The 17,807-nt window shown below is 66.4% G+C and carries 13 protein-coding genes; 5 read left to right on the plus strand and 8 right to left on the minus strand.

Annotation, left to right across the window (positions count from 1 at the left end):
• Positions 1 to 94: 94 nt before the first annotated feature.
• Genes uxaC through ACCQ04_RS19930 form a run of 3 tightly spaced genes read right to left on the minus strand, consistent with a single transcriptional unit; the run spans position 95 to position 4,065 of the window.
• A complete protein-coding gene (gene uxaC / locus ACCQ04_RS19920) occupies positions 95 to 1,516 on the minus strand; it encodes a glucuronate isomerase (protein ID WP_226428037.1) in 1,422 nt (473 codons plus the stop codon).
• Positions 1,517 to 1,559: 43 nt separating this feature from the next.
• Positions 1,560 to 2,546 (minus strand): endo-1,4-beta-xylanase, encoded by a 987-nt coding sequence (locus ACCQ04_RS19925; RefSeq protein WP_226428036.1) that lies wholly within the window; start codon positions 2,544 to 2,546, stop codon positions 1,560 to 1,562.
• A 10-nt stretch (positions 2,547 to 2,556) separates the two neighbouring features.
• The gene (locus ACCQ04_RS19930) at positions 2,557 to 4,065 is read right to left on the minus strand and encodes an MFS transporter (protein WP_372358616.1); all 1,509 of its coding nucleotides are present in this window, start codon (positions 4,063 to 4,065) and stop codon (positions 2,557 to 2,559) included.
• A 282-nt stretch (positions 4,066 to 4,347) separates the two neighbouring features.
• Between ACCQ04_RS19930 and ACCQ04_RS19935 the strand changes: the two genes are divergently transcribed.
• The 4 genes from ACCQ04_RS19935 (at position 4,348) to ACCQ04_RS19950 (ending at position 10,826) form a co-directional block, all read left to right on the plus strand.
• A complete protein-coding gene (locus ACCQ04_RS19935; RefSeq protein WP_372358617.1) occupies positions 4,348 to 7,290 on the plus strand; it encodes a TonB-dependent receptor in 2,943 nt (980 codons plus the stop codon).
• A 99-nt stretch (positions 7,291 to 7,389) separates the two neighbouring features.
• Positions 7,390 to 8,877, plus strand: a complete 1,488-nt coding sequence (locus tag ACCQ04_RS19940; RefSeq protein WP_184435117.1) for an MFS transporter — start codon at positions 7,390 to 7,392, stop codon at positions 8,875 to 8,877.
• Positions 8,878 to 8,913: 36 nt separating this feature from the next.
• Positions 8,914 to 9,948: a glycoside hydrolase family 43 protein gene (locus ACCQ04_RS19945; protein WP_226428034.1), complete on the plus strand. Its 1,035-nt coding sequence runs from the start codon at positions 8,914 to 8,916 to the stop codon at positions 9,946 to 9,948.
• A 344-nt stretch (positions 9,949 to 10,292) separates the two neighbouring features.
• On the plus strand, positions 10,293 to 10,826 hold the full coding sequence (locus ACCQ04_RS19950) for a lipocalin family protein (RefSeq protein WP_226428033.1): 534 nt from the start codon (positions 10,293 to 10,295) through the stop codon (positions 10,824 to 10,826).
• 107 nt (positions 10,827 to 10,933) lie between these two features.
• Here ACCQ04_RS19950 and ACCQ04_RS19955 read toward each other — a convergent pair whose 3' ends face one another.
• Both ACCQ04_RS19955 and ACCQ04_RS19960 read right to left on the minus strand, forming a co-directional pair.
• Positions 10,934 to 11,287, minus strand: a complete 354-nt coding sequence (locus ACCQ04_RS19955; protein WP_039520877.1) for a ribonuclease E inhibitor RraB — start codon at positions 11,285 to 11,287, stop codon at positions 10,934 to 10,936.
• 189 nt (positions 11,288 to 11,476) lie between these two features.
• On the minus strand, positions 11,477 to 12,049 hold the full coding sequence (locus ACCQ04_RS19960) for a hypothetical protein (protein WP_039527696.1): 573 nt from the start codon (positions 12,047 to 12,049) through the stop codon (positions 11,477 to 11,479).
• 156 nt (positions 12,050 to 12,205) lie between these two features.
• On the opposite strand from ACCQ04_RS19960, the gene ACCQ04_RS19965 reads away from it, so the two are divergent.
• Positions 12,206 to 12,409: a YdcH family protein gene (locus tag ACCQ04_RS19965; protein ID WP_023905744.1), complete on the plus strand. Its 204-nt coding sequence runs from the start codon at positions 12,206 to 12,208 to the stop codon at positions 12,407 to 12,409.
• A 416-nt stretch (positions 12,410 to 12,825) separates the two neighbouring features.
• Here ACCQ04_RS19965 and ACCQ04_RS19970 read toward each other — a convergent pair whose 3' ends face one another.
• The 3 genes from ACCQ04_RS19970 to ACCQ04_RS19980 all read right to left on the minus strand — a co-directional run bounded on the left by ACCQ04_RS19970 (position 12,826) and on the right by ACCQ04_RS19980 (position 17,772).
• Complete coding sequence (locus ACCQ04_RS19970; RefSeq protein WP_226428032.1) at positions 12,826 to 13,806, minus strand: zinc-binding dehydrogenase; 981 nt, start codon at positions 13,804 to 13,806, stop codon at positions 12,826 to 12,828.
• Positions 13,807 to 14,131: 325 nt separating this feature from the next.
• Entirely contained in the window at positions 14,132 to 16,798 is a 2,667-nt protein-coding gene (gene plsB / locus ACCQ04_RS19975) for a glycerol-3-phosphate 1-O-acyltransferase PlsB (RefSeq protein WP_104647869.1), read from the minus strand.
• The gene (locus ACCQ04_RS19980) at positions 16,798 to 17,772 is read right to left on the minus strand and encodes a hypothetical protein (RefSeq protein WP_065033356.1); all 975 of its coding nucleotides are present in this window, start codon (positions 17,770 to 17,772) and stop codon (positions 16,798 to 16,800) included. Before ACCQ04_RS19980 ends, plsB begins: the two co-directional genes overlap by 1 nt.
• Positions 17,773 to 17,807 lie beyond the last annotated feature (35 nt).

Consider the following 17,807-nt stretch of genomic DNA (forward strand, 5'->3'; position numbering starts at 1 on the left):
CATATCGCGCCTCGCATCGACCATGCATGCATGCATGGCCGATCCGCACCGCCTGCACGCGTGCAGGCATCGCCACGTGCTGCCTCGCTCAGCCTCACAGCTTGTAGGCTTGCTTGGGCAGGCGATACGCCAGATCGATCGCAACCTCGACCGCCTCGTCCTCGTCCAGCCTGTGCTCGGCGACCAGTTTGGCGAGAAAGGCACTATCCACGCGCCGCGCCACATCGTGCCGCGCCGGAATCGACAGGAACGCGCGGGTATCGTCGTTGAAGCCCACGGTGTTGTAGAAGCCGGCGCTGGCCAGGGTCTGCTCGCGGAAGCGCCACATGCCTTCCGGCGCGTCATGGAACCACCAGGCCGGCCCCAGCAACAACGACGGGTAATGGCCGGCCAGTGGCGCCAGCTCGCGGCTGTAGCTGGTTTCGTCCAATGTAAACACGATCAGGCGCAGGCGCGGGTCGTTGCCGAACCGGTCCAGCAAGGGTTTGAGCGCGTGCACGTAGTCGGTGCGCATCGGAATATCGGCGCCCTTGTCGCGCCCGAAGGTCTGGAACAACTGCCGGTTGTGATTGCGGAAGCAGCCCGGGTGCAGCTGCATCACCAGGCCATCGTCCAGGCTCATCGCCGCCATCTCGGTCAGCACCTGCGCGCGGAACAGCTCGGCCTGCGCCGGTGTGGCGGCACCACGCACCACGGTGTCGAACAGACGTTGCGCCTCGGCCGGCGACAGATCGGCGGTGGCCGCGCTGGGGTGGCCATGGTCGGTCGAGGTGGCGCCATGCGCGGCAAAGAACGCGCGGCGCTGCCGGTGCGCGCGCAGATAGCCTTGCCAGCTCAGCACATCCTCGCCGGTGAGCGCGCCGAACTGCTGCAGCGCACCGGCAAACTGCTCGTGTTCGGGGTCGACCACGGGGTCCGGGCGGTACGCGGTGAGCACGCGCCCCTTCCAGCCGCTGGCGCGAATGGCCGCGTGGTGCTGCAGCGTGTCCAGCGGCGACTCGGTGGTGGCAATCACCTCGATGTTGAAGCGCTCGAACAGGGCACGCGGGCGGAATGCCGGCGTCTGCAGCGCCGCGGTGATGTGGTCGTAGTAATGATCGGCAGTGCCGGCATCCAGCCGGATGCGCAGATCGAACACCTCATGGAAGACATGATTGAGCCACAACGCAGAGGGCGTGCCGCGCAGCAACGTGTAGTGCGCGGCGAACACGCGCCACGCTGCGCGCGGGTCCACCGCCGCGCGCGACCCATCCGCACGCGGAATGCCCAAGGCATCCAGTGCGATGCCCTGGCTGTAGAGCATGCGGAACACATAGTGGTCCGGCACCAGCAACAACGCGGTGGCATTGGCGAATGGCGCGTCGGTAGCGAACCACGCCGGATCGGTATGGCCGTGCGGGCTGATGATCGGCAGTGCGGCGATCTGCGCGTACAGGCGGCGCGCGATCGCACGCGTGCCGGGGTCGGCGGGCAACAGGCGGTCGGCGTGCAGGGTCAGTGGAATGGAGGTAGGCATCAGTCGGTCGCCGAACGGGCAGGAAAAAGGCAGGGCACCGGGATCACCGCGCCGCACCGTGGCTGGCAACGTAATCGCGCAGCCAGGTCAGCGCCGGCCGCTCGGTGCCATCGGCGCGAATCAAATAGGCCGCTTCCTTGTCGCGCCACAGCCCGGGGCGAAAGCCCCACAGCGTGATGCCGCGTACGCCCGGATGCTCCCAGAACACCGGGAATACACGTTGGTAGGCGGCCAATTGCTGCGCATCGGTGGGCCCGTCCAGGTCGAACTCGGTGATGTAGATCGGCAAGCCGGTCGCGGCCAGTGCATCGAGATTGTCGCGATGCACCGACATCGCCACATTTGGGGTGGTTTCGAAGGCATGCTCCTGCACGCCGATCGCATCGACCAGTTGCTCGCGCTGCAGCAACTGCACGATCTGCAGGTACTTCTGCGTGGCCTGGGGACTGTTGGTGATGCTGTAGTCGTTGATCATCAGCCGCGCACGCGGAAAGTGCTGGCGTGCCAGCCGGAACGACTGCAACACCCATTCCCAGCCGCTGGCGCCGTTGCCGCCGAGCGCCTGCAGATAGTTGCCGCCACCGGTGTCGTTTTTACTCGGCGGGTCGTTGAGCGGCTCGTTGACCACTTCCAGCAGGTCGATCTCCGGATAGCGCTGCGCCACCGCAGCAAACCACTGCTCGATCTCGCGGCGCTGCTCGGCCGGCCGCAACGACTTGATCCACTCCGGCTGCTGATTGCCCCACACCATCACATGCATCTGGAACGGCATGCCGTTGGCCTTGGCCAGCCGGTAAGCAGTATCCAGCCCGCTCCAGTCCATCTGGTCGCGCACCGCCTCCACGCTGCCCCACTTGCCGCTGTTTTCCGGCGTGAGCTTGTTCCAGTACTGCGCAAATCCCGGCGCCTGTTGCGGACTGTAGGCGCTGCCCAGGAACTTGGGCGCGCCGGAAGCCAGCGGTGCGGCCTGCGCAAGCGTTGCGACGTTCACCGCCAACAACAACCCGATTGCCAGTGTGCGTAATTGCATGATGATCCCCTCAGGAAGATGCGTTGGCTGTCGGTGCGGCATCTGCCGGCAGCTGCGCCGGCGCCAAGCGTGGCACCAGCATGTGTACCACCGCTAGCGCCAGCAGATACGCCGAGCCTGCCATCAGGAACACCGGCACATAACTGCCGGTGGCCTGCAGCAGGAACCCGATGAAGGTGGCGATCAGCATGCCACCGACCGCGCCGGCAAAGCCGCCGATGCCGACCACGGTGGCGACCGCGTGGCGTGGAAACATGTCCGATGGCAGCGTGAACAGATTGGCCGACCACCCCTGGTGCGCAGCGGTGGCCAGGCCGATCAGGCCCACGGCCAGCCACAGGTTATCGGCGCGTGCAGCGAACACGATCGGCACCACCGAGATCGCGCAGATCAGCATTGCGCTCTTGCGCGCACGGTTGACGCTCCAGCCGCGCGCGATGAAGCGCCCGGCGACCCAGCCGCCGGCAATGCTGCCGATGTCGGCCAGCACGAAGATCACGATCAACGGCGCGCCCAGTTGCAACAGACTCAATCCGTATTCGGCATGCAGGAACTTGGGCAGCCAGAACAGGAAGAACCACCAGATCGGGTCGGTGATGAACTTGCCCAGCACGAACGCCCAGGCCTGCCGGTGCCGCAGCACCTGCAACCACGACAGCCGCCGTTGCACTGGCTCGTGCGCATCGCTGCGGATATGCGCCAGCTCTGCCGCCGACAGGCCGGGTTGCTGCTCGGGCGGGTGATAGCTGAGCCACCACACCAGCAGCCAGGTGGCGCTGAGCACGCCGGTGAACAGGAATGCCGCCTGCCAGCCCCAGGCGGTGGCGATCAGCGGCACCAGCAACGGCGCGACGATCGCACCGATGTTGGAGCCGGAATTGAAGATGCCGGTGGCCAGTGCGCGCTCGCGACGCGGGAACCACTCGGCCACCGTCTTCAGCGCAGCGGGGAAGTTGCCGGACTCGCCCAGCCCCAGGAAGAAGCGCGCAATCGCAAAGCCCACCACGCTGGTGGCCAGCGCATGCCCCATCGCCGCCAGGCTCCAGATGCCGATCGCCAGCGCGTAACCTACGCGCGTGCCGAAGCGGTCGATCACCGCACCGCTGCACAACAGGCCCAGCGCGTAGGCGGCCTGGAACGCGGTGACGATATAGCCATACTGGATCTCGTTCCAGCCGATCTGCGTCTGCAGAAACGGCGCCAGCACGCCGAGCACCTGGCGGTCGACATAGTTGATGGTGGTGGCGGCAAGCAGCAGTGCGCAGACGCGCCAACGCATGCGGCCCAGGCGCGCCAGCGTGCCGGCAGGTGCAGCCGCTTGCGGCAACTCGCTCATGCGCGCGGGCGCCATAGCGCTGCTGGACCCAGCCTGCGATAGGCAGTCGCGCAACGGCCACTGCAATGCGCTGCCACATGTCGCGTGTGGCCCGGCCTCTGGTTGCCGCGTTCTTCGGTTCGATTCATCGAGCACTGCACCTGCACGAAGGTGGCCTTGCGCCACGGGTGATAGCGCTACCATTACCACGCTGCCGGGCAAAAACCATCGCGCAGTGCAACACGCCAGTGCGCCATATGCAGCCGGCACCAATCCGATCAGCGCCACTGTCGCAGCCGCCACGATGCCTTCCGTCGCCTATGCTGCCCTGCAGCGTGATGTTCTGAATTTGGTAGCGCTAACATCGGCCACCGCTGATCGCCCGTCTCCCCCATCGCACCATCGCCGCGCCGCTACCGGCAGCGGCACTCCCTGCGCAGGGGCGATGCGTGGGACATCTGCTCACCTGTTAGGGAAGGGATTACGGTGAAGAAGAGCTACGCACAAACCGCGTTGTCCTGCGCGTTGGGGTCCATCCTGCTGGGCATGACCAGTACCACCGCCTGGGCGCAGTCCAGCGACGCCGACAGCGCTGCCGCCACCGCACAACCGCCCACGGCCGCCGCTGCCAGCGGCGATGCGGTGACCCAGCTCGACACCGTCACCGTCTCCGGCTACCGGCGCAGCATCCAGTTTTCCACCGATGCAAAGCGCGACTCGGTGGGCTTTGCCGACACCGTGTTTGCCGAGGACATCGGCAAGTTCCCGGACATGAACATCGCCGAGTCGCTCAACCGCATCCCCGGCGTGCAGCTCTCGCGCGACGTCAATGGCGAGGGCCTCAACATCGCCATCCGCGGCCTGGGCACCAGCTTCACCAAGACCACGCTCAACGGCGCCAGCATCGCCACCGCCTCGATCGGCCTGAACGCGCAGAACCAGAACCGCGAAGTCGATCTGAACCTGTTTCCCACCGAGTTCTTCACCCAGCTCACCGTCAGCAAGACGCCCACCGCCAGCATGCTCGAAGGCGGCGTCTCCGGCGTGGTGGACATGCGCAGCGCGCGTCCGTTCGATCGCCCCGGCGTGCACTTCACCTATCAGGCCCAGGCGGACTGGAACAGCACCAGCGAAAAGACCACCCCGCGCGGCGCCTTCATGGGCAGCTGGACCAACGAGCAAGGCACCTTCGGCGCGTTGCTGGGCGTGGCCTCGGTCCGCGGCAAGCTGGGCGTGCGCGGCTTCGAAAGCGTGGGCTGGACCAACCCCGGCCTCACCTACACCCAGTGCGGCCTCACCCCGCCTGCCGGCACCCCGGCCACCAATCAACCGGCCGCGTGCAACGTCAACGGCGGCGGCAACTGGCGCATCCCCGACCGCGTGCCGGCCACCGCCGGCAGCGGCCTGACCACCGGCGAGACCATCGATGCGGCCTGGCTGCTGGCGCGCAACCCGGGCCTGAGCATCGACCAGATCAGCGACGCGCTGATTCCGCGGTTGGGCCGCAGCGTCTACATGAATGGCGATCGCGACCGCGATGCCTCGGTGATGTCACTGGAATGGCGCCCGTCCGACAGCATGCATTTCTACCTGGACACGCTGTATTCGGAAGCCAAGCGCACCACCGAGCGGATCAGTATGAATCTGATCGGCCGCAACGGCAACATGATCCCGCTGGGCATGCAGCTGGACCAGAACAACGTGGTCACCAGCGCCACGTTTGCCAATGCGCAGTACTTCCTGGAAGCGCGCCCGTACCGGGAAGAGGTCAAGTTCTGGAGCGTCAATCCGGGTGCCGAGCTGTTGTTCGGCGAGAACCAGGACATCAAGCTCAACGTGCAGGCCAACGCCACGCGCAGCTGGCTGGAGCGCGAGTCGCCCAGCATCCTGGTCACCTCGCCGTTCACCACCGTCGATTACCGCAACGAAGGCGGCGACCGCCCCTCGATCAGCAGCCCGCTCGATCTCAACGACCCCAATCTGGGCTGGGGCTGGAACGGTGGCCGGGTCAATATCCAGAACGAAAAACGCGTGACCGAAACCCGGGGCGCACGCGCCGACCTGCAGTTCGGCGAAGACAAGCGCAACATCAAGATCGGCGCCGCCTACGACCAGGCCGAGCGCACCATCCGCGGCTTCGACAACAGCATCGCCTGGGAGCAGGTGGTCTGCCGCGGTGGCGGCGGCAATGTCTGCAATGGCGGCCCCGGCTCGGCAATCCCGAATGCGGCGCTGGCCGGCTATCTGCGCCCCGGCCCGGATGGCTTCATCACCGCCGATTTCAACCGCTTCCTGGGCGACACCAATTACTACGCGCTGCGCGATTCCGCGCCGGAGACCAACTCCGCCAATACCGGCGCCTCGGCCGGCGGCATCCGCGAAAAGAACCTGGGCTTCTACATCGAAACCAACGCGGGAACCGAAGTGTGGAACCGCACGCTGCGCTTCAATGCCGGCGTGCGCTACGTGACCACCGACCAGACCATCACCGGCCCGGTCACCATCAACGGCATCCGCCGCGTCCAGGTGCTGGATTCGGACTACAAGGAGACCCTGCCCTCGTTCAACGCCGCCTGGGACGTGGCCGACAACGTGGTGCTGCGCCTGTCCAGCTCGCGCACGCTCACCCGCCCCGACCCCAGCGCGATGCTGCCCAACACCAACTTCAGCGACCCCTCCGCGCAGACCGCAACCCAGGGCAATCCGAACCTGGCGCCGTACCTGTCCACCAACGTGGATTTCGGTGGCGAGTGGTACACCGGCGGCGAAGGCTATGTGGGCCTGACGTTGTTCAACAAGCGCATCAGCGGCTTCACCGTCAACGGCGTGCGGCGCATTCCCTTCAACGACCTGGGCGTGCCCTACGACAGCCTGCTGCCGATTCAGCAGGCCGGCCTGGACCAGCGCGGCGGCCCGAATGCGGCCACCGTGGATGTCCAGACCCAGGTCAACGCCGACGGCGTGCTCAACATCCGCGGCACCGAGGCGATCTGGGTGCAGCCGCTGGACCGGCTGGTCGACGGCCTGGGCTTCAGCGTGAACTACACCCATGTCACCCAATCCTCCGAAGGCGAAGGCATTCCGGCAGTGGCGGTCGGCGTGGCGCCCAACCTGTGGAACGGCACCGTGTACTGGGAAAAGGACGCCGCCTCGGTGCGCCTGTCCTACACCTGGAACGACGACATGGTGATCTCCGGCGCCAACCAGAACGGCATTCCCTACGCGCGCCTCAACGCCGATGCGCGCGGGCAGCTGGATCTGTCTGCCAGCTACACGCTGGAATCGCTGCCGTCCAAGCCGCAGATCACCCTCAACGTCACCAACCTCACCGACGAGCCGCTGCGCACCACCTACGCCTGGCCCAACGCCACCTACGATCTGTACGAGCCCGGGCGCACGGTCATGCTCGGCATCCGCGGTACCTTTTGAGTGCTGTGTTTGCCGGTCGCGATCACCTCCCATCGCGACCGGCAGCCTGGCGCGCGCCGCGGCGTTTTCCGCAGCACTCCCTGAGCCCCGCCCCACCTCATGAACGATCGCTCACAACAGCTCTCCTTGCGCGAAAAGATCGGCTACAGCCTGGGCGACCTGGCGGCCAACCTGATCTTCCAGACGCTGGTCACCTTCCTGGCGTTCTTCTATACCGATGTGTTCCGCATCCCGGCGAGTGTGGCCGCCACCCTGATCTTCGTGGTGGGCATGCTCGGCGCGTTCGTGTTCACGCCCATCATCGGCATCCTGGCCGACCGCACCCGCACGCGCTGGGGCAAGTTCCGCCCGTGGATCCTGTGGACGGCATTGCCGTTCGGTGCCTTGTCGCTGGCCGCGTTCAACACACCCGCACTCGGCGAGCAGGGCAAGATCGCCTACGCCTTCGCCACCTACACGCTGCTGATGCTGGTGTACGTGGCCAACAACCTGCCGTACTCGGCATTGAGCGGCGTGCTCACCGGCAGCATGGAGCAGCGCAATAGTTTGTCGGCGTACCGCTTCCTGGCGGTGACGTTTGCACAGTTCATCATCCAGGTGTTGTTGCTGCCGCTGGTCTTGATCCTGGGCAATGGCGACAAGGCGCAGGGCTTTCGCAACACCATGGCGCTGTTCGCCGCCGTCGGCACGCTGTGCTTTCTGATCACCTTCTTCACCACCCGCGAGCGCGTGCTGCCGATCAGCGAACAACGCAGCAGCGTGCGCCAGGACCTCACCGATCTGGTCCGCAACAAACCCTGGCTGGTAATGCTGTCGCTGACCATCCTGGTCTTCATCAATCTCGCCATGAAGGGCGGGATGTACATCTACTACTTCAAGTACACCCTCGACGCGAACGCATTGACGCTGTTCCTCGACAACGCCGGCTTCAACCGCTTCATCGCTGCAATCAACAGCATGCTTACCGGCGCCGGCCTGAGCGCGCTGCAATGGCCGCAGGACGCACCCACCTCGGCCTTCAGCGTGTTCAGCGCCGGTGGCATCCTGGCGATGATCGTGGGCATCGGCTTTTCCAAGCGGCTGGCCGATCGCTACGGCAAGCGCAACGTGTTCGGCGGCGCGCTGCTGATCTCCACGCTGTTCCTGCTGGCGTTCTACGTGTATCCACCGACTGCGATCGCCTGGGTGTTCGCCTCCTACGTGCTGCACGGCTTCTTCTACGGCATCACCATCCCGCTGCTGTGGGCGATGATCGCCGACGTGGCCGACTACTCGGAATGGAAGAACCACCGCCGCGCCACCGCGATCATCTTCTCAGCGATGCTGTGCGGCCTGAAGATCGGCCTGAGCGTCGGCGGCGCGCTGGTCGCCGGCATCCTGGCGTTCTATGGCTACGATGCCGCCCTGCCGCTGCAAAGCGATGCGGTGACAAACGGCATTCGCCTGGCCATCAGCGTGTATGCGTCCATCCCGTTCCTGCTCGGCACCGCGTTGCTGGCGCTGTACGAGATCGACAAGCCGCTGGAAACCCGCATCGAACACGAGCTGGGCCTGCGCCGACGCAGCGCCGCGCTCGCCACCAGTTGACACCCTCTCCCTCCCACCTCATGCACAGGTACGCGCATGTCCGATGAACTGCACACCGCTGCACTGCAGGCGCTGGCGCGCACCGCCATTTCCGCACCGCTGGTCACCCACATCTATACCGCCGACCCTTCCGCACACGTGTTCGACGGCGCCTTGTACATCTACCCCTCGCACGACATCGATGCTGGCGTTGCCTTCAGCGACGATGGCTCGCACTTCGACATGGCCGACTACCACGTCTTCCGCATGGCCCATCCCGGTGCACCGGTGGAAGACCTCGGGCAAGTGCTGCACGTGCGCGACGTGCCGTGGGCACAGCGCCAGATGTGGGCACCGGATGCCGCGCAGCGCGACGGCAAGACCTATCTGTATTTTCCCGCCAAGCGGGCCGACGGCATCTTCCAGATCGGCGTGGCGGTCGGCGATCACCCGCAAGGCCCATTCGTCGCAGAACCTGAGCCCATCGCCGGCACCTACTCGATCGACCCGGCGGTATTTGCCGACCACAACGGCGCGCATTACCTGTACTTCGGCGGGATCTGGGGCGGCCAGCTGCAGCAGTACCGCGACAACGTCTATGCGCCGGACCATCAGGAACCGGGCGACGACGCGCCCGCACTCGGCCCGCGCGTCGCCCGCCTGCGCGAGGACATGACGCAACTGGCCGAACCCACCCGCGAGATCATCATCCTCGACGAACACGGCACACCATTACGTGCCGGCGACCATGCCCGCCGCTTCTTCGAAGGCCCCTGGGTCCACCACCATGCCGGCCGCTATTACTTGTCCTACTCCACCGGCGACACCCACCGCATCTGCTACGCCACCAGCGATACCCCGTACGGGCCATTCGCCTACCAGGGCGTGCTGCTCGCACCGGTGGTCGGCTGGACCACGCATCACTCCATCTGCCTGTTCGATGGACAGTGGTATCTGTTCTATCACGATGCTGTCTTGTCGGGCGGGCAGACGCATCTGCGCAGCATCAAGATGGCACCGCTGGAGCACGACGCGGATGGAAGGATCGCGACGATTCATCCATATGGGGAAGACGCGGTATCGCCCTGGTGAATGCCGTCGGGCTACCGCCTGCCGGGACTATCAGCGCGTCATGGCTCGACCGCCGGCGCTGAACGACACGTCCTGCCACCGCTGCGCTTTCAAAGCGCGTCTTTATCCTCGTTGTGGCTGATCGTCGACCCGGCGCTCACCACTCCGTGATCGCGCGTTTCCTGGCATGCGCAAGGCGTCTGCCTGGCGCTTCAACACCGCCATGACATGTCGAGCGTTACGGTCGTGCCGCTGGCACACCACGCCAGCGTGCACTCAGTCCGGAACTGCATCGCATGGGCTTGCATCCGGACGCACAGTAACGCTGTAGGCCTATCTACGGGTTTTTTCTGGTGGAGGTTGCCATGCGAGGTGGTTCAATGCTGTTGTTGCTGACGCTAGCGGTCTACGGGAGTGCCAGTGGGAGCGAGTCGCGTGCCGCCCTGCCCCGCGCAGACAGCGTCGACGTGCCACGCTTCATGGGCGACTGGTACGTCATCGCGCACATTCCCACCCGGCCCGAGCGCAAGGCCTACGATGCCGTGGAGCGCTATGCGCTGCGGCCGGACGGCCGCATCCAGACCACCTTCACCTATCGCAAGGGCAGCTTCCAGGCACCGCTCAAGTCCATGCATCCGATCGGCCAGGTGGCGAAGGAAGGCAATGGTGCGTTGTGGAGCATGCAATTCTTCTGGCCGTTCAAGGCCGAGTACGTAATCGCCTGGCGGGATGCGGAGTATGCGCAGACCATCGTGGCGCGCAGCAAGCGCGATTACGTCTGGTACATGGCGCGCACCCCGCAGGTGTCTGAGGCCGACTATCAGCAGGCCGTCCAACGCATCGCCGCCATGGGCTATGACGTGTCAAAGCTGCGCCGCGTACCGCAGTCGCAGCGGTAACGCGGTAACGCGGTAACGCGGTAACGCGGTAACGCGGTAACGCGGTGATGATGCAACCAGCTTAGCGATGCAGTGACTGCATCGACGGCTCTCGCACACGGGCTGCGTCAGGCGTCCTTGTCATCCACGGAAAACTCCCAGCCGTCATTCAGGCCACCCAGGGGCTTGGCCTCCACGGCCAGCTCCTCCTCGAATGCCGAAATCGCCTTGTGCGACGGCACCATGGTCGGATACACCGTCACGTCCATCGGAAACGCGGTGTTTTCCGGATAGTGGCAGCAACGCACCTTTTGCTCGAAGCGCAGCAGCATCACCGAGAACTCCAAGGCCGACTCCTTCGTGGGGAAGACCACGGAGAACGCAATCTCGCGCGGCTTCGACAGGTCCACGCCTTGCTGGGCAATGTGCCAGAGGGTGTCGCCATTATCGTCGTTGGGATACAGGTCCGGATGTCGTTGCATGTGAGCTTCGGTCTTTGACGGCCGGTGGCCAGGGAAGAGCGCTGGCACTGATTGTGCGCTCTGATCGCGTGTCGCCAGGATCCAGACCTCGGCTGCTGGAGCCTACCGTCTCCCGGTGTTCGAGGTGCCTGCTCAGGCAATGAACCTGCTACGCAGATGGCCGCACGATGTGCGACCACCTCGGGCAATTCACGGCAGCCAAACCAGATTCATCAGCTGTGGATCCGCGGTGACCTTGACCAGCTTGCCGCTGGGGCCGAACTGCACCTGGTACTCGGAGAAGCTGTCGCGCCAGTAGCGCCACAGCGAGGCGTCCAGATTCGGGTTTTCGCTGCTGATCGGGTAGCCGACGGCCATCAGCACCTGTTCGCGGGTCATGCCGCCGGTGAGCTTGCCGTCATTGATGGCCTGGCGGATCTTGGGCGGGAAGGTGGCCAGCTTGAGCTTGGGGTCGGCGGTGACGACATAGCGGGCGGCGAAGGCGGTGTTGTCCAGGTCGCGGCTGTAATCGTTGCCGATGGACTGCTTTTCGCCGGCGATCTTGAGGTTGACGCGGTTGCGACCGAAGCCGGTGACGCTGACCGGGGTGCCTACGGGAAGCATGCGCTTGCCGTCTTCGGCGTAGTTGCTGTCGCTGATCCAGCTGCCGTCGGTGCGCAGGTTGCAGCACAAAAAGCCGTCGTACTTGGCGACGTCGGCGGCGCTGGCCAGGTTGGCGGCGGTGAGCAGGCTCAGGGCCAGCAGGGAAGAACGCAAACGCATCGTAAAGACTCCTTTCTCGACGGCCATGGCCGCGCGGCAATGATGGGATCAGGCGCGCCGCCGTTTCCCCAACGGCGCGCAGGCATTGTCGCAGCCCCGGGCGGCTTGGCAAGCACGGGTGACGCGGCCGGCCCGTGGTTGTGTATGCTCGGAGCCGTGGAAACTCTCTCACCCGCCGAGATCGCCGAGCAGATCGCCGAGTTGCGACGCGCCCACCGCGCGTTGGACGAGGAGATCCAGCGCGTGCCCGCCAACATGGACGACGAGCTGCAGATGAAGCGCCTGAAGAAGCGCAAGCTGCATCTCAAGGACTGCATCACGCGGCTGGAAATGGAGCTGGTGCCTGACGAGCCGGCGTGAGGTTGGTGCGTGCGGCCGCCTGGGTCTGCTTTGCGGCAGTGGATATCAAGGTCGCGGTGACAGGAAGTTGAGTCAGTTGATGACGCAGGCAGGGTTTTGTCGGCATGGCGCCGGCTTGAGCTGAGGCGTGTCGCGTTTGTCGCTTGGGCCACACCCTCACCCCAACCCCGCTGCGCGCCCCAGCCCACGTCTTGCGACGCGGGCGCTCAAAGGCACGCGCGCCAGTGGCGCGCAAGCGGTGCGGCTTCGCCCCGAGGGGAGAGGGGCTTGATATGCCGGTCTTGGAGAATTGTCGATCTCTTCGGCCGATCTGGGCAACGGATCCGGGCGCTTATTCGCGTCAGCGGACGTGCAAGCGCCTCACCGCTTTTGCGCGTCAGGCGCCGACTGTCGTAAGACGACCCGAGCCGCCATCCTCAGCCTGCGCGCAGCAGGATCTTGCCACGGCGGCCCGGTTCGGCGCTTGCCGCGGCCGCCGTGGCTGCATCTTCCAGATCGAATACCGCTTCCACCGGCAGAGCCAGGCTGCCATCGACGGCGGCCTTGAGCAGTTCGCCGATCATGCGGCGCTTGTCCTCGGGCTTGGTGGCGGCCATGACCTTGCTGCCCCAGAAGCCGCGCACGCTGGCCTGCTTGAAGATCACATCGCCGCTGGAGATCTGCAGCGGCTCGCCGGTCATCGAGCCGAATGAGATCAGCTCGCCGCCTTCGGCAAGCAGCCCCATCAGGTCGCCGGCCGCGCTGCCGGCGACAGAATCGATTGCGCGCACGATCGGCGCCTCGCCGACCAGCGCGCGCACGCTGTCCTGCCAGCCCTCCCGGGCGGTGGAGACCGCGTTGCCAATGCCCAGGGCCTGCAGCTCGTCCACGCCGGCGTCGCGGCGCACCAGATTGACCACGTTGATGCCGCGCGCGGCGGCGAGCATGGCGACGGTCTTGCCGACCGCACCATTGGCGGTGTTCTGCACAATCCAGTCACCCTTTTCGACATGCAGGAACTCGATCAGCATCAGCGCGCTCAGCGGCATGGCGATCAACTGGCAACCGCGGTCGTCGTCCAGCGCGTCGGGCAGCGGCACCACGCCGGACGCGTCGGCCAGGAAAAACTCCGCCCAGCTCTCGTGCACGCCGGCGGCGACCACGCGCTGGCCGGTCTGCAGGCCCTGTACGCCTTCGCCGAGGGCGTCGATCACGCCGGCCGCCTCGCTGCCGCCGATTGCGGGAAGCTCCGGCTTGTAGCCGTAATTGCCACGCACCGTCCACAGGTCGTGGTTGTGGATGGGCGAGCGACGCATGGCGATGCGCACCTGGCCCTTGCCGGGCTGCGGGGTGGGCCGTTGCCCGAGTTCGAGCACCTTGGCCGGGTCGCCGAATTGGGTGTGGATGGCTGCGCGCATGGAAGTCTCCTGCCGGGCACGCCAGTGATCCAACGCACCCGATCGTGATGAAAGGTGGCGCGATGCTATCGGCATTGCTGCAAGAGGCGGATGAAACGAACGGAACTGTTGTGTGAAGTTGCGCGCGTTGGTGGAGCACGCCTGGTGTGACTCTGGCCTACTACAGCGCCGGGGGTCGCGTGCTGACCGACCCGCATCCGCCCTTCGGGCACCTTCTCCCGGTGGGAGAAGGGGAGGCGTCGTGCGCATCTGCTCTTCCTTGTGGGTGCGCTGCCATTGCCCGCATCACCTGCCGCAAGGAGACGCTGGCGTTTGTACTGACGCCTTACTCGGCCGGCGGCAGCACCACGTCCGGCTTGACCGCCTCGGGGCTGACCCGCTCGATGGTATGGCGCAATTCGCGGCCAAGGATGAACTTGGCGTCCTTGGCCCAGGCATCCAGGCGCTCGTCGAACAGCAGCTTGCTGTTCTCGTCCGGCCACACCAGGCGCAGCTCGCGCAGTTTCTGGATGAAGCTGCGGAACAGGGTCTTGTCGAAGAACTCCGGGGCGGCCGGGGCGTACAACAGGCTCAGGCGCTGCGCGGCCTGCTGGCACAGGCTTTCCAGTTCGCCGGCACCGAGCACGCCGGGGCCGTTCTTCACCAGCACCGAGATGGCGATGTAATAGCGCTCGAAGGCCTGCTGCAGCGAATGGCCGATCGCACGCAGGCGGAACACCTCGTCGGTCTGCCCGGTATTGCGGGTGAGGATGCCGCCATCGTCGTCGGTGACGTTGAGCAGCAGGCCTTCGCGCACGAACATGTCGATGGTCTGCTCGATGCGTTCGGCAAATCGGTCCTCGCTCCACGGCAGGAACAACTCCGCCTGCAGGAACGGGTACACGGTGCGCCCCAGGCGCAACAGACCGGCACGGCTCATGCGGCGGTTGTTCTGGAAACAGCACGCCACCCACGACGAGGCGGTGAACAGGTGCAGCACGTTGTTGCGGAAGTAGCTCAGCAACACCGCAGTGTCGCCGCTGACGCTCAGCACATCGCCCAGCGGATGCGACACGCGCGTGAGCACGTTGATCTCTTCGGCGTGGGTGATGATGCGCGCCGGGGTGTGCGGGGTGACGGTGACACGGTCCGAATACGGCATCTCCGCCAGCAGCTTCTTGCACAGCTCGATCTGCGCGATCAGGTCGGCCTCGCCCATCGCGTGCTTGGGCGTGGACAGCAGCGCCAGCGCCAGCAGGTTGATCGGATTGACGTCGGCGGCGCAGTTGATGCGGGTCTGGATCTGGGTGGACAGCGTGTCCACCGCCGGTGCCAGCCAGGTGGGCTTTTCGTCGTCGGGCAGCGGTTGGCCGTCCCAGTCGGGCGCGTGTTTGGCCAGCACGTCGTTGAGCGCGATCGGCTCGCCGAAGTTCACCACCACCTGGCCGTAGTTTTGCTTGAGCACCTTGGGGATGGACCACAGCAGGCCCCAGATGGATTCCTTCTCCTTGGGCCGACCGGTGAGCTCGTCCAGGTAGCTGTTGCCTTCCATCAGCTTCTCGTAGCCGATGTAGACCGGCTGGAACAGCACCGGCTTGCGCGGCTGGCGCAGGTAGGCGCGCAGCGTCATCGCGATCATGCCGCCCTTGGGCTGCAGCAGACGCCCGGTGCGCGAGCGCCCGCCTTCGACGAAGTATTCGATCGAATAACCGCCGGCCACCAGCTGGGCGACGTACTCGCTAAGCACCGCCGAATACAGCGCATTGCCCTTGATCGAGCGGCGGATGAAGAACGCGCCGCCCTTGCGCAGCAGCGTGCCGACCACCGGCAGGTTGAGGTTGATGCCGGCCACGATGTGCGGCGGCACGATGCCGCGTTCGTACAGCAGGTAGCTCAGCAGCAGGTAATCCATGTGGCTGCGGTGGCTGGGCACGTAGACCACCTCGTGCCCGGGCGCGGCCTGCTTGAGCTTGTCCAGGTGATGCACCAGCACGCCGGCGTAGATGCGGTTCCACACGTGGGTCAGCAGGAAGCTGGCCGAGCGCACCACCGGGCTGGAATAGTCGGCGGCGATCTCCCAGGCGTAGGCATGCGCCTTGCGCCAGGCATCGACCGGCTTGGAGTTGTCGCGCTTGGCCTGGGTGGCGATGGCTTCGCGTACCGAATCGGCGGCCAGCACCTGGTCCACCAGCAGGCGGCGGGTGGACAGGTCCGGCCCGATCACCGCCTCGCGGATGCGCCGGAAGTGGGTGCGCAGCACGCGCTGCAGCTTGCGCAGGGTGCGCTCGGGCGGCAGGCCCTCGGCCATGGTCTGGCGCAGCGAGATCGGCGGAGCGAAGCGCACGATGGTGGTGCGGCCGTTGAGCAGCACCGCCAGCAGGCGCCGGAAGCGGCCGACCAGCGCCCAGTTTTCCGAGAACAGCACCGCAAACCAGCCGCTCTGCTTGTCCGGCGCGCGGCCGACGAAGATCGACACCGGCACCAGATGCACGTCCAGGTCGGCGCGCACGCGATGCGCCTGCAGCAGCTTGGCCAGCGAATCCGAATGGGTCTTGCCGCCGCGCTGCTCGGGGATCAGCGAATTGCTGCTGCTGCGCCGCGACAGCGCCAGGTAGGCGCGCTTGCGCTGCAGCGGGTCGCCCGGCAGCGGCACCAGTGGCGAGGGCAGCCCGGCCTCGCGGCAGGCCTTGTCCAGGATCAGCGCGCTGGACAGGCCGTAGTCCTCCAGCACGTAGACCACCGGCGTGCCGTCGTCGTAGCGGCTCGGCTGATCCGGTTCGATGGTCAGGCTCAGCCAGGGGTCGGCCAGGCGGCCGAGCAGGCGCGCCCACCACGGGCGCTTGGCGCTGCGGGCAGCGGCGACGGCGGGCGCGATCGACGGCGCAGCGTCCGGCGGAACCGGAACGGCGGTCGGCAAGGCGGCGGCCGTGGCACCGAGATCGGCAGCAGCGCTGGGCGGGGCGGGCTGGCCGTCCGGGAACGGCAGGGGATTCTGTTCTGGCATCACGGTCATTATCGCCCAGCCGGGCGTTGCCCGGTGGCGGCGGGCGTGGCGGGCGCGGCCGCCGGGGTGTCAGGCGTTGCAGCGGCGTCGGGTGCGGGCGCCGCCGGCGCAGCGCCGAGCAGCGCCTGCACCTCGTCCTGGGTCTGCTGCTGGTACCAGTGGCCGTCGCGCTTGATCAGGCCGATGCTCAGGTCGATGTCGTGCGCGGCCAGCGGATAGCGCAGCCGCACCTGGGCGCGGTCGCCGTCCTGCCTGATCAAGCCGGTGCGCAGCGCATCCAGGCTGCTGTCCAGCGACAGGCCGTAACGCTCCAGCACCTGCTTGGCCGCGGCCCAGAACGGCCCGAGCCGGCGCAGGCTCTCTTCCATCCCCAAGCGCTGCAGATCGGCGTCCGAGCCGATGCCGGTGGCGCGGGCGGCGGTCACCAGGTCGGCGATGCTGGCCTTGGCGCGCGCGCGATCGGCCAGCGGCGCGGTGGCCGCCCAGGCGCTCAGGGCATCGACCAGCTGCACGTAATGGGCGCGCTGCTCGGGCTGGTAGTCGCTGCGGCTGCGCAGGTATTGCACGCCGAACTGGCCCAGCGACTGCGCGGCCTGGCGGATGCCCTGCGACTGGCCGGCCAGCTGTGCATCGAAGGCCTGCTGCAGCTGGCGCTCGGCGCCGGGCGCCGACAAAGTGCCGAGCAGGCTGCCGACCTCGTTGGGCAGCGGCAGCTCGGTCAGCGGCCAACGGCTGGCACCGCTGCGCCAGGCCGCCTCCAGCTGGGTGTATTGCGCAGGTGTGACCCGGATCCGCGCATAGGCGACCAGGTCGTTGCGCCGCAAGGGCAGGGTCATCGACTGCATCGCTGCGGCTGGCTCGGCGCTGGCGCCCGGCAAGGCGGCGGTCTTGTCGGCGCGCTGGCAGCTGCCCAGGCACAGCGCTGCCAGCAGCACCCACGCGATGGACTGGAACCGGCCGGCGCGGACGGTAGATGGCGACATGCGCACGCTGTTCCCCTGATCGATCGGCGCATCTT

Source organism: Xanthomonas sp. NCPPB 2866, assembly GCF_041475745.2.
Taxonomy (GTDB): domain Bacteria; phylum Pseudomonadota; class Gammaproteobacteria; order Xanthomonadales; family Xanthomonadaceae; genus Xanthomonas; species Xanthomonas arboricola.